This is a genomic window from Rhodococcus sp. NPDC079359 (assembly GCF_040702585.1).
In the GTDB taxonomy this organism is placed as follows: domain Bacteria; phylum Actinomycetota; class Actinomycetes; order Mycobacteriales; family Mycobacteriaceae; genus Rhodococcoides.
In genome coordinates this window covers 173,288-186,151 of sequence record NZ_JBFBLH010000008.1, presented here as the reverse complement: position 1 = coordinate 186,151, position 12,864 = coordinate 173,288, and the positions used below count along the sequence as shown (strand labels likewise).

Sequence of the window (12,864 nt, the reverse complement as noted above, 5' to 3'; positions counted from 1 at the left end):
CAGGCCCGGGGACTACGGTCTCCGGGCCCGCTTTTTACGTCGACGTCTCCGTGACCGATGCACTCACCAGCGACGAGGTGCGCACACTCAATCGCGTTCGGTCGGCGCGGAACAGGTCCACCGAATATTCGACGGGTCGTTCGGACTGGTCGTATCCGATGCGTTCGAGCTTCAGGATGGGTGTTCCCTCGGGTTGCCGGAGCAGCGTGCCCGCAGGCGCACTGATCGTCGCCAATTCGATGGATTCGTCTGCCATACAGACCGATACGCCGAGCCTGGTACGCAACGCCTCGTACACCGAGTTCAACGGGGTCTCCAGAACTCGGCCACAGATGCTGTCGCTGAGGTACATCTGCTCCAGCGACAGCGTGTCCCCGTCCGCGAAGCGCAGCCGCAGCAACGAAACCACCGGTCCGTCTCCCAGTACCTGCGCCGCCTCCGGGCTCGGCTCGGCGATCCGCGCCGAGATGACCTTGGTCCCGTCGCGAAATCCCTGTTCGTGCAGCATCTGCGGGACGCCCTTGACGGTGTTGAGGCTCCGCAGCAGTCGCCGGCTCTGACAGAGGGACTGCGCACTTTCCGGTGACGACGAACCCGGTGTCACCGAGGTCAGGAACGCACCGCCGGCTCTCCCCTTCGTCCGTCGGATGACGCCGTCGCGTTCGAGAAGATCCAGTGCTTTGCGCAGCGTCGTCCGTGACGTGCCGAGTCGCTCGGCCAGTTCGCGTTCGGGAGGCAACCGAGCGACGGACCGCGATTCGAGCTCGGCAGCCAACCGAAGAAGCGCCGCGTGCGTCTGCTCCATCAACAGCACCGAATCACCTCGATTCACTCGTCACGACTGCAGAAGCCCATTCAATCTTCAATCAGGCCCGAGCAACACCCCTCGACCTGGGCATTAACGCACGATTAACACGGCGGGTGTCCTATGACCCGCAACCAGGTCACGCGTTACACGACGTTCACGTATCGACGAGAAAACCAGAAATGGTCTACGCCCATCGTTGCACTTACCCGAGAACGCAACATCTACCGAAGGGTGCAACACCGTGGAGGATTCCAGGTCGGCACGCGCCGCTCTCGGCGTGGAGCTCGCCCGCTCGGCGGGCGAGATCGCTCGTCGCTGGTTCGACACCTCAGCCCTCACCGTCGAACAGAAACAGGACGGTTCCCCTGTTACACAAGCGGATCGCGATATCGAGACGCACATCAGAGCCGGCGTCGCCGAACACTTCCCCACCGACGGCTTTCTCGGGGAGGAGTTCGGTGAAACCAGCGGCACCTCCGACTACCGATGGATCGTCGACCCGATCGACGGCACCAAGTCGTTCGTGCACGGAGTTCCGCTGTACGCCAACCTGATTGCGCTAGAAGAAGGCGAGCAGATCGTCTTCGGCGTCATCAACCTACCCAGCGCAGACATCCTCATGCACGCCGAGCGCGGTAAAGGGTGCTGGAAAAACGGTGAGCAGGTACATGTTTCGACCAGGACAGATCTGGACGGTGCCTATGTGATGGCAACCTGGCTCGAGGACTGGCACCCGGATACCATCGTCGACCTCCACGCCACGGGTGCCGTGCTGAGGACCTGGGGCGACGCCTACGGCTACATGATGGTCGCGAGCGGCCAGGCCGACGCAGTGGTCGACTACACGACGCAGATCTACGATCTCGCCCCCATGCCGGTGATCATCGAGGAAGCCGGCGGCACGTTCACCTCGCTCGACGGAGCGCGAGACTTCGACAAAGGCAACGGGATTGCGACCAACGGCGCAATTCACGACTCGGTTCTCAAAATAGTCAACCAAGGATGACGCACATGAAAGAGTACATTCGCGGCCTGAGCCGAAAGAGCATCATGACGTTCTTCGGCGGTATCTACGCTCTCGCTCTGCTCTTCGCACTGTTCCCCCCGCTGTACATGTGGGGCAGTGGCATTCGCTACGAGATTCTCGGCATTCCGTTCGCCATCATGTACTGGCTGATCAACGGAGTCGTTCTCGGACTCACACTCTGGGGTCTCTACATCGTCGAGGACATCCGCGGCGAACTCGACGAGGATCTTCTCCCCGCTACCGCACCGCTGACTGGAGAATGACATGTTGATCATGCTGGGAATGCTCGGCGTCTTCTACGCCGTCGTCATCTTCATCCTCTACACCACCCAACAGAAGACCTCCCCCACGTTCGACGAGTACTCGGTGGGCGGTCGCAGCTACGGTCCCTGGTACGTCGCGATGAGCTACGTCAACTCGTGGTGGCCCGGCTCTGTGTTCATCGCGTTCTTCGGACTCGCCAGCGGCGCAGGAGTATTCGGACTGTACGGTCTCGCGTACTCCAGCCTCGGTGTCGCCATGATGTACTTCATGGCCACCCGCGCCTGGCGCTGGGGAGCGAAGTACAACCTCCGTTCACAACCCGACCTGCTGGGCCTGCGCTTCAACTCGCGCGCCACCAAGATCGTCGCCAGCGTCATCGGCATCGTCTCGCTCTTTCCCTGGGTGGTACTCGGCATGCAGGCACTCGGCGAGGTCTTCCAGATCGCCAGTGCCGGAGCATGGTCGGTCACCACGTGCCTGTTCGTCGGCCTGGCCGTCATCGTCATCCGCCAGTACTGGACCGTCAAGATGGGCATGCGCGGCCTGATCATGACCGACATGTTCCAAGGTCTGGTCGCCTACGTCTTCTCTGCGGCACTGTGCCTGATTCTGCTCTCCGGTGTCGCCGGCGGTCCGATCAGCTTCTCGACCCTCGGAGACGTCGCCGACGAGTACCTGCGCGTTCCCGGCGACGGCGACTCCTACGGCCCGTTCTACCTCTTCGCGCTCATCTTCACCGGTGTCGTCGGATCGCTGTGCTGGCCGACGAGCTTCCAGCGCATCTACACCGCATCCAGTGTTCGCGCAGTCAAGTCCGGCACCATCCGCACCGTGCTGATCTCCGGCGTCTTCTACTCCCTGCTCATGCTCGTCGGCATCGCCGGCACGGTCATTCCCGCCGTCGCCGACTCGCCGCAGACCGGCTGGTTCACCATTGCCGAAAGCTACGGCGGGACGTGGCTTCTGGGGCTCGCCGCCACCATGGTGTTCGCCGCGTCCATGGGCCATATCGACGGCAGCGTGCAGGTCTGCGGACTGCAGATCGCCAACGACATCGTCAACTCCGACAAGCGCAAGCTCACCGACAGCCAGCTCACCAAGGTGGCCAAGACGAGCATGCTCGCGTTCATGGCAGCGGCGGCCATCGTTGCCTACGCCACCTTCAACATGACGCGCCTGCAACTCCTCGCGCAGATCTCGTACCAAGGCGTTGTGCAGCTTGCCATTCCACTGTTCCTCGGCATCTTCTGGCGAGGCGGCAACGGCAAGGGCGCAGTCGCCGGAATGATCTCCGGCTTCACCGTCGCACTGGTGCTCACCGCCATCTTCCCGGACGACATCGCCGGACTGGGCAGCCTCACCGGTGGCGTCGTCGGCATGGCCGTCAACCTGGCCGTGTTCCTCGTCGTCTCCAAGGCCACCGGAACCACGGCCGAGGAGAAGGCCCGCGTCGACGAGATGTTCGAGGTCGGTAAGCGTCCCACCCGCACGGCACCGGTCGACCTGTCCTTCGAGGATCAGATCGAAGAACTGGCCACCAACCCCGCACCGGAAAAGATCTGACCGTGACATTTCTCGACGACTTCACCGCTATGTCGCAGTTCGGTGCCACCGCCGCCGGTGGTGTGCACCGCGAGGCAGCAACCGCCGACGACGGTCGAACCAGGCGGTTCCTCGCCGACTGGTTCGACCGGCACGGCTTCACCACCACTGTCGACGCGGTGGGAAACATGTACGGCACCGTGGAATTTGCGCCAGGCGCACCGTACGTCCTCGTCGGTTCGCATCTCGACAGTCAGCCGACCGCCGGGAAGTACGACGGGGCCTACGGGGTCCTCGCCGCAGCCCACGCTGCGTACGAGGTCGCCGAGTGTGTCGAACGTGGCTCGATCGCACCACAATTCAACCTTGCGGTGGTGAACTGGTTCAACGAGGAAGGCTCCCGCTTCTCGCCCAGTCTGATGGGAAGCGGGGTCTTCATCGGCAAGTTCGAGGCCGACGACATCCTGAAGGTCACCGACCGTAGTGGTGTCAGCGTGCGGGATGCTTTGTCCAATATCGGTTTCCACGGCAATGATTCCGCTCCCGAGGCCGCCTCCTACGCCGAGATCCACATCGAACAGGGTCCCATCCTCGAGAGCACAGGCACGACGATCGGCATCGTCACCGCCAACTGGGCCGCGCGGAAGTACTCGATCACCGTGCACGGCGAGCAGTCGCACACCGGCGCAACTCATATGGCCCTGCGTCACGACGCGTTGGTCGGCGCATCCCGCATCGTGCTCGCTGCCCGCGATCTCACGACTCAGTTTCCGGAACAGGCGCTGCTGGCCTCGGTCGGCGAGTTCGACGTCGAACCCAATTCCCCGATCGTCGTGCCGTCGAAGGTCACCATGGCCATCGACATCCGGTCCTCCGATCCCGAGATTCTCGAGCAGGCCCACGAGAAGATCCTTGCAGCAATCGATTCCGTGAACGCCGACGGGGAGGTGCGCGTCAGCATCGACACGTCGGCGCTGCGGCCGTCCACGAGCTACCAGATCGAGGGCGTCGAACTCGCCGAGGAAGCCGCCGAGGCCCTCGGATTGTCGTGTCGACGGATGCTCACCATGGCCGGCCACGACTCGGTGAATCTCAAGGACGTCGTTCCGACGGTGATGCTGTTCGTCCCCAGCGTCGACGGCATCTCGCACAGCGAGAAGGAGCTGACCCACGACACCGACCTACTCGACGGCGTGAAGATGCTCGCCGAAACGGTCGCGCGCATGGTGCGCGGCGATATCGGGGTCGGCCTGCCCGTCGAACTCGCCGGCACGAAAGGCACTCGATGAATCCCATCTTGACGAAGACGATCGCCGAGATTCGCGAGGCGTTCGGCAGCGGTGAGACCACTCCCCTGCACCTGCTCGATGCCACGCTGGAGCATCTAGCGGCCATCGACCCCGTGATCAATGCGATGGCGTACGTGGATGAATCGGGTGCGCGTGCGGCAGCTCAGGCCGCGACCGATCGACTCGTATCCGGTCGTGCCCGAGGCGATCTGGACGGCATTCCAGTGACGATCAAGGACAGCATCCATGCGATCGGGATGCCGTGGCGACACGGCGTCGCCGCGAATGCGGACCTGCCGATGTCGACCGTCGACTCACCACCGGCTGCCCGGCTCAAAGAAGCCGGTGCAGTCATCATCGGAAAGACGACCATGCCCGACATGGGGATGATGGCAGCCGGCGTCAGCTCGCTGTACGGAATCACCCGTAATCCCTGGGACCTGTCCCGTAACACCGGCGGGTCCAGTGCCGGCGCAGGTGCGTCGTTGGCGTCGGGCATCGGTTTCGGTTCTGTCGGTTCCGATATCGCCGGGTCGGTGCGGTTGCCCGCGGGACACTGCGGGCTCGTCGCATTGAAGCCGACGCAGGGCCGCATTCCGCATACCGCTCCGTCGACCATGCGATCGGCCGGTCCGATGGCGCGCACCGTCGACGATCTCATCGATCTCTACGGTGTCATCTCGAGGCCCGATCCACGGGACACGTGGAGCCTGCCCTACGAGGACACCACCGACATACGCGCAGGCCTGGCTCCTGCCGGACTCCGCATCGGCGTCATGCTGGACATGGGCTACGGTCCCTCCGTTTCCGACGACGTACAGGCCGTGGTGCTTTCTGCAGCAATGCAACTGAGTGCAGCGGGTGCCGTGGTCGCCGAAATGCCGCCGGTCTTCGGCGCAGATCCGTACCCGGCATTGGATCGCCTGTTCCAGGTTCGTGCGACCACGGAGTGGGAGGCCATTCCCGAGAATCGTCGATCGCAGGTACTGCCCGCGGTCGCGGACTGGGCCACGGCGGCGGCAGGGTATTCGGCGGCTCGGTTCTCGCGCGACACCGATGCGGTGATGCGCTCGCAGGAGATTATTCGGGCGCAGACGGCCGAGTTCGACTTCGTCATCTCGCCGGTCATTCCGACGGTGGGTTTCGGGGCCGAAGAGGTTGGCCTCGACCCGGCACAACCGTTGGGCCACTGCAGTTTCACTGCGTGGTTCAACCAGACCGCACAGCCTGCCTCGGCACTCTGCTTCGGCTTCAGCGCACACATGCCCGTCGGGATCCAGGTCGTCGGACCGCGGTTCGCAGATCAGGCGGTGCTACGGCTGACGAAGTGGCTCGAGGGTGCACGTGAGATCGAGATGAATTGGCCGACGGCTGTGGCCGCTGACACGATCGGAGCGCTGGGATGACCGTGCGACAGACATTGAGCGAGTTGGGTATCTGGGCCTCGGGCGAATTGACGCTGGAATCCGGAACCACGATGGCGAGCCCCAGCTGGTGGGGTGCTGACTCCGAGCGTTATTCGGCGCGGGCCGAGGTTGCGGACTCCGGTGCGGGCTCGGCCGCGTACGTGAAGGTGATGGAACCGCATGCCCGCGACTACATCGATATCGCAGCAACGTTCTCCGCTGCAACCGCGGCCGGTGACGCGGGCGTCGGCCCCGCTGTCTTCTTCTCCGACGCAGCGTCCGGTGTGCTGGTGATGGAGGATTTCACCGGACTCTGTTCGACCGCAACGCTCGATCTGTTCGACGAGGATGCGAACGTCGAGAAGCTCGTGGCACTGCGGACCTCCGTTCACCGGCTCAGCGGAATCACCAGACGTGCGTCGGTGTTCGAGGACCTTGCCCATGTGCGGGGCCTGGTCGAGCGGGTCGGCGGCGCATTACCGGCCGACTTCGACTGGATGCTGCGCACTCTCGGACCAGCCGAAGCGCGGATCGAGAGTGCCGGCGTCGACGCGGTGCCATGCCACGGCGACGGCAATGTCTCCAACGTCCTGGTACTCGACGACGGCAGCATGCGGCTCGTCGACTGGGACGTTGCGGCGCTGATGGATCCGCTGCAGGACATCGGTACGTTGCTCGCCGAGATCCGCCCGTTCGACACCGACGCACGTGAGGTGTTCGAGATGATGTGGGGGTCGTTCGACAGTGCGCTGTTCGATCGCGCCCGTATCTACGGCATCGCCGACTGCCTGCGGTGGGCCCTCATCGGCTCGTATGCGGACGCGATGAGGCCGGGGACGCACGAATACTCGAAGTTCTCCGACTGGCAGTTCCTGAGGGCGCGCGCTGGACTGCGCGACCCCCATTTCGACGACCGAGTACGGAACATCTGAGGTGGCCATGAACGAGATCGCACTGGGATCCGCCCACACCGAACCCGAGCGGCAGGTGGAGAAAGCCCTCGCCGCCGTTGCGGAGTGGGAGGGACTGAACATCACCTATGCCCCGGTACCCGGAGGGTTGATGAACAGCAATTGGCGCATCACCGTCGAAGGGAAGCCCAAGCGCTACTTCATGAAACTCCCCGGAGCCGGAACGGATTCGTTCATCGACCGGTCGCTGGCCAACGAAGCGGCCCGTCGCGCAGGCGCTTTGGACATCGGACCCGAGGTAGTGCTGTTCGATCCGGTGACCGGCGTGGAGGTGATCGAGTTCCTCGAAGGCTATCGTGCGTGCACCAACGGTGACCTCAAGCGACCCGAGATTCCCCTCGGCATGATCGATCTGTATCGCGTGCTGCACTCGGGAAGCAAGCTCAGCATCACGAAGACTATTTTCGACATGATCGACGAACACCTCGATCAGGTTGCCGAACTCGGCGTGCGGTTGCCGCGCGACGCCGAGGTGATCCTCGCGGAATACGGGCAGGCGAAGAACGCGATGCTGGCGTCCGGTCTGGATCTGGTCGCGTGTCACAACGACCCGATGCCAGGAAACATCCTCATCGGCGACGGCCTGCCGATGAAATTGGTGGACTACGAGTTCGCGTCGAACAACGACCGCGCGTACGAGCTGGCCGTGATGATCACCGAGATGTTCTACGGCGAGCAGCAGACGATGGAGTTGATCGAGGAGTTCTACGGCAAAGCCGAGTGGTCGATGATCTCCCGGGTGCAGGTGTGTAGCGCACTCGCCGACGTCAAATGGGGACTGTGGGGTTGCATGAACCACAAGCTCAGCACTGCATGGGATTTCGACTACCACAAGTACGGAACCTGGAAGCTTGCCCGCGCGAGGATGAAGATGGCGGATCCGCGTTGGGCGTTCTGGCTGCAGGGGTTGTGAGGTGACCACACTCGATCGCGTCGGAGCCCTGAGCGTCAACGGTTTCGATGCATCCTCGGCCGTGGGGCTCAGCACCCGCACGCTCGATCTGGTCGAGCGCCGAAGGCGGGTACTCGGGCCTGCCTATCACCTGATGTACGAGACTCCGCTCGAGTTGGTACGAGGCGAGGGTGTGTATGTGTACGACGCCGATGGCACGCGATACCTCGACATGTACAACAACGTTGCCAGCGTGGGGCATTGCCATCCCCGGGTGGTCGAGGCCGTCACCCGGCAAATGTCGTTGATCAACACGCACACGCGGTACCTGCACGAAGCGGTGATCAACTACGCCGAGGATCTGGTCGGCACCTTCCCCGACCGGTTGGACACCGCGATGTTCACGTGCACCGGATCCGAGGCCAACGACCTCGCTCTCCGCATCGCACGGCACGCGACCGGACGCCAGGGCATCATCGTCACCGAAAGTGCCTATCACGGTGGGACTGTGGATGTGGCGGCATGTTCGCCGTCGATGGGTCCGACCTCCGTCCGCAACGCTCCGTGGTTGCGGACGGTTCCGGCACCGGATGCGTACCGGGTCGAGGGCGATCTGGGGACGTGGTTCGCCGAACAGGTGCAGGCGCAGATCGACGACCTGGCCGCGTCCGGGATCGGCATCGCGGCTCTGATGATCGACTCGATCTTCGCCTCCGATGGGATCTTGCCGGAGCCCACACCCTTCCTGAAGCCCGCGGCAGATGTCGTTCACGCCGCGGGTGGAATGTTGATCGCCGACGAGGTGCAGCCGGGATTCGGCCGGCTGGGCGCATCGATGTGGGGCTTCGAGCGGCACGGGTTGCTGCCCGACATCGTCACGATGGGCAAACCGATGGGCAATGGCATGCCCATCGCCGGACTGGTGATGCAGAGTTCACTGGCCGAGCAGTTCGGACGAGACCTGCGCTATTTCAACACTTTCGGTGGCAATCCGGTGACCATCGCTGCGGCGCAAGCCGTGCTGGACGTGATCCGAGACGAGGACCTGGTGTCAAACTCCGCCGCCATGGGTGAGCGCATGCTGGCGGGCCTGCGCACGGTCGCTGATCGCGTCGATTCCATCGGGGACGTCCGGGGTGCGGGGTTGTTCGTCGGAGTCGAATTCATCGGCCCTGCAGGTGAACCGGATCCGGCCGAGGCACTACGCGTGGTCAACGCGATGAAGAAACGCGGGGTGTTGATCTCGGCCACCGGCATGTACGGAAACACCCTGAAGATCAGACCGCCGTTGACCATCGAGGCGGCAGACGTCGACTACTTCCTCGAACAGTTCGCGACAGTCCTGGCCTGACGGGTGGGGCTACCTTCACCGGGCTGCTCGGTGCGCTGAACGGCGCGTGACGGGGACTCGTCGGACCTCGTTGCTCGCGAGACCCAGTAGAGCGTTGTGGCAGATTGCTACACTGGCGGTACTGCTGCGGCGATAGGACATCACATGGGCACCACCTCGTCTCTACGTATCGACGACGAACTCTACGATGCGGCAAAAGTGGCCGGATCTGCTGCAAGCCGAAGTGCCGCCCAACAGATTGCCCACTGGGCATTGATCGGCCGTGAGATGGAGCTTTCACATCGAGTCTCGGCACGCGATATTGCCGATGTGCTCGCAGGTAAGGCGCTCTATGACGACCTGACGCCGCACAGGCAGGCCGTCGTTCGCGCGGAGTGGACAGAACAGATCGAATCGGTGACGGAGTCGCTCGACTTCGAGAGTGAATTCACTGCAGAAGGTCGCTCGTACGTCGAGTCGGACGAGGACGGCAACGTCGAGTGGAGCAACCATCGATAGAGCGCGCTCCCGAGACAGCCCATCGTGACAACACCGATTTCGGACCCGGTACTTCATCTACTCGCTGGACCCAATGGTGCCGGCAAGAGCACGTTCAACGCGCGCGTACTGTCACCCGTCACGCATCTTCCGTTCGTCAATGCCGACGAGATCGCGCACGATCGATGGCCCGGCGACGAGTCTGCGCACGCCTACGATGCGTCGAAAGTTGCTGCCGAGCTGCGTGCGGAATTCCTCTCGGCACGATCGTCGTTCGTCACCGAGACCGTCTTCTCGCACGAGTCCAAGGTCGAACTGGTCCAGTCTGCCGTCAGTGCAGGCTATTTGGTGACGCTGCACGTCATCACAATTCCCGTCGAAACGGCTGTGGCCCGAGTAAAAAACCGTGTCGATCAAGGCGGTCATTCGGTCCCGGAGGCGAAAATTCGCGAACGTTACGACCGGTTGTGGCCTCTCCTTCGCTCTGCGGTCGAGATGGTGGATCGCGCTCAGGTGTACGACAATTCATCAGCGCGACGCCCATTCCGCACGATTGCGCGGTTCGATCGCGGTCACCTCGTAGGACAGGCCGAATGGCCCAGCTGGTTGCCACCGGCCCTGCGTTCGTAACCTCCCTGTCCCGCTGATCGCATTCTGCACATCTCGCCTGAATAGGAACGATCGAGAGACGGTTGGCATATCAGCCTGCGATCGACTGCACCGGACCCAACGAAGTCAGTGTTCTTTGGGCAACGCGTTCGAGCTGACGCCGCGTCGCGCCGTCCCGGGCACGCTGGGACATGCCTGACAGGATCCTGTTCTTGGCTACTCGTCGACTTCCACGCCGTATCTGACGGCCAGTTCAGCCAATCCGTCGTCATAACCTTGGCCGATAGGTCGAAAGCGCCATCCACTCCCTCGGCGGTAGATCTCGGCCAACAGCATCGACTGTTCTGTCGTGGCTGCGTCGAGCACGGCCGTGGCGACCGTCGAATCGACTCCATCGAGCGATACAGAGACTGCACCGACGTCGCCAAACGTCTTGTTGCCGTCTATGGCTGCGGCGATGACGATGCGCGCGCATTCCTCGGGAACGAGCGTCAGGTCGATCCGGACACCCTGCTCACTGTCACCGTCGATCGACATCGAGACGGCACCGTCCGAGGTAGCCGGAGCGTTGTAGAACACGAAATCCTCGTCACTGGAGACCAACTCGTCGTCGTTGACCAGGAATGCGACGACGTCGACGCCTACCTGCTCGGACTCGTCGGCCCGCCACGAACTGTTCAAAGTCAGCATGGTGAGGCTTGGATCCAGATCGACAACACCACCACGTGGCACCAGCGGGGCGATTCGGGACCGCCGCGCCGGAAGCGGAGCAGGCACCTCGATCTTCAGCTCACGGTCTATCGCCGCCGGTGTCAGCAACGTGAGATCCCGTTCTTTCACTTTCGGCATCCGGGGATCTCCATCGCCGCCGTCCAGAATCAGGATGTCGGTCACGCCAGCGCTGAGATTCACAGCCGGTGTCGCACCGAGTTGAATCAGGCGGGAACGCATCAGCACAGAATCGGCATGCGAACCACCCATGACCAAGACCCTTCTCGTCTGCCAGGGCTTGGCGACTGGATCGAGCTGCTGCACGGGTGGCTTCGGCTGGACCTGCGGCCGAATACCTTTGGGCGTTCCTGGTTGCACATCCCGTAGCAGGTCGAGCAGTTCGGACTCCGAGATTATCCGAAGTCCATGAGCCCGAGCTCGCTCGACCTTTCTGCTTTCGGTCGTGGGATCCGAGCACACCACCACACTGGTGAATCGGCTGACGGAGTTCATCACGTCCAAGCCAGCTTCGGTGACTCGAGCGGCCAGACGCAACCGCGGAATGCGCGTATCGCCGCTGATCACGACTCGCATGCCTTGAATCAGACCGCCGTCCCCAGCAAGAGGACCGGGGTTCTCCCACGTGCAATGCGTTCGAGGCACGGTGTCCGGATACAGCGTCAGGCGCTCGGTGCACGTGACGACGGGAAGGGGAAGTTCGAGCGACCTGGCCAGTCGAGCACTGTGAGTGAAAACCTGCACCAGCACGCGGGCATCGTCGTAGGCGTCGTGCGCATTGGACTGCAGCACTTTCCAGTGCGCGGCCAAGGTGGATAGCTTGTGGTTGGGAGTGTCGAGTTGTAGTCGCCTCGACAATGCCACGGTGCACAACCGTTGCTTCGTCGGCATGTCGATGCCCGCACGCATCGATTCGAGCTTCAGGAAGCCGTGGTCGAAACTTGCGTTGTGCGCGACCATGGTTCGACCGTCGAGCAGATCCATGAGCTGCGGGGCGATCATGTCGAACGTCGGTGCACCGGCAAGCCGTTCGGGCGTCAGTTTGTGGATGTGCACCGGACCGGGATCGCAGCCCGGGTTGACCAGTGTCGACAGTTCGCGTCCGACGCGTCCGTCCTCGTCGACCGTCATAGCGGCCACGCTGAGCACCCGATCACGGGATGCCTTCAGACCCGAGGTCTCGACATCGACGACGACCCACTCGTCGCGTCCGGTCTTGACTGCATTCCCCACGGAGGTTCCACCTTCGACGCCAACGGACAGTGGTGGTCACTATGCCTCACGGGTCACCGGCAATACGGCGAATGCCGAACACGGGTCGATCTATTCGCACTGTGGGCCAGTGATGTAGCCCTGCTCGCAGCCGTACTGAGTTTGGATATCCCCGCTGGTCGGTTCTTCACCGCACAACACTCCGCACCGCTCGTAGCCATTCACGACGCCATCGCCGTTTCGATCCTCGGATTCGTTGTACGGATACCCTGCATCGGGTACCGGCG

At 62.9% G+C, this 12,864-nt stretch carries 12 protein-coding genes; 10 read left to right on the top strand and 2 right to left on the bottom strand.

Annotation, left to right across the window (positions count from 1 at the left end; all coding sequences use genetic code 11):
• Positions 1–34: 34 nt before the first annotated feature.
• Complete coding sequence (locus AB0362_RS19550; RefSeq protein WP_366236054.1) at positions 35–832, bottom strand: GntR family transcriptional regulator; 798 nt, start codon at positions 830–832, stop codon at positions 35–37.
• A gap of 217 nt (positions 833–1,049) precedes the next feature.
• On the opposite strand from AB0362_RS19550, the gene AB0362_RS19545 reads away from it, so the two are divergent.
• From AB0362_RS19545 to AB0362_RS19500, 10 genes are all read left to right on the top strand, one after another.
• Complete coding sequence (locus AB0362_RS19545) at positions 1,050–1,814, top strand: inositol monophosphatase family protein (RefSeq protein WP_269595406.1); 765 nt, start codon at positions 1,050–1,052, stop codon at positions 1,812–1,814.
• Between the two features lie 5 nt (positions 1,815–1,819).
• The gene (locus AB0362_RS19540) at positions 1,820–2,098 is read left to right on the top strand and encodes a hypothetical protein (protein ID WP_094640059.1); all 279 of its coding nucleotides are present in this window, start codon (positions 1,820–1,822) and stop codon (positions 2,096–2,098) included.
• A 1-nt stretch (position 2,099) separates the two neighbouring features.
• Positions 2,100–3,662, top strand: a complete 1,563-nt coding sequence (locus AB0362_RS19535; RefSeq protein ID WP_317549412.1) for a sodium:solute symporter family protein — start codon at positions 2,100–2,102, stop codon at positions 3,660–3,662.
• Positions 3,663–3,664: 2 nt separating this feature from the next.
• Positions 3,665–4,930 (top strand): M20 family metallo-hydrolase, encoded by a 1,266-nt coding sequence (locus tag AB0362_RS19530; RefSeq protein WP_317549411.1) that lies wholly within the window; start codon positions 3,665–3,667, stop codon positions 4,928–4,930.
• Entirely contained in the window at positions 4,927–6,336 is a 1,410-nt protein-coding gene (locus AB0362_RS19525) for an amidase (protein ID WP_317549410.1), read from the top strand. The genes AB0362_RS19530 and AB0362_RS19525 overlap by 4 nt, the downstream gene beginning before the upstream one ends.
• Entirely contained in the window at positions 6,333–7,268 is a 936-nt protein-coding gene (locus AB0362_RS19520) for a phosphotransferase (RefSeq protein WP_317549409.1), read from the top strand. The genes AB0362_RS19525 and AB0362_RS19520 overlap by 4 nt, the downstream gene beginning before the upstream one ends.
• A gap of 7 nt (positions 7,269–7,275) precedes the next feature.
• Complete coding sequence (locus tag AB0362_RS19515; RefSeq protein ID WP_094741599.1) at positions 7,276–8,220, top strand: choline kinase family protein; 945 nt, start codon at positions 7,276–7,278, stop codon at positions 8,218–8,220.
• A gap of 1 nt (position 8,221) precedes the next feature.
• Positions 8,222–9,550 (top strand): aspartate aminotransferase family protein, encoded by a 1,329-nt coding sequence (locus AB0362_RS19510; RefSeq protein WP_317810827.1) that lies wholly within the window; start codon positions 8,222–8,224, stop codon positions 9,548–9,550.
• Between the two features lie 144 nt (positions 9,551–9,694).
• Positions 9,695–10,048, top strand: a complete 354-nt coding sequence (locus AB0362_RS19505; RefSeq protein ID WP_149407812.1) for a hypothetical protein — start codon at positions 9,695–9,697, stop codon at positions 10,046–10,048.
• A gap of 24 nt (positions 10,049–10,072) precedes the next feature.
• The gene (locus AB0362_RS19500) at positions 10,073–10,657 is read left to right on the top strand and encodes a zeta toxin family protein (protein ID WP_317785628.1); all 585 of its coding nucleotides are present in this window, start codon (positions 10,073–10,075) and stop codon (positions 10,655–10,657) included.
• 195 nt (positions 10,658–10,852) lie between these two features.
• On the opposite strand, the gene AB0362_RS19495 is transcribed toward AB0362_RS19500, so the two are convergent.
• Entirely contained in the window at positions 10,853–12,598 is a 1,746-nt protein-coding gene (locus AB0362_RS19495) for a TerD family protein (protein ID WP_317810828.1), read from the bottom strand.
• Between the last annotated feature and the right edge of the window lie 266 nt (positions 12,599–12,864).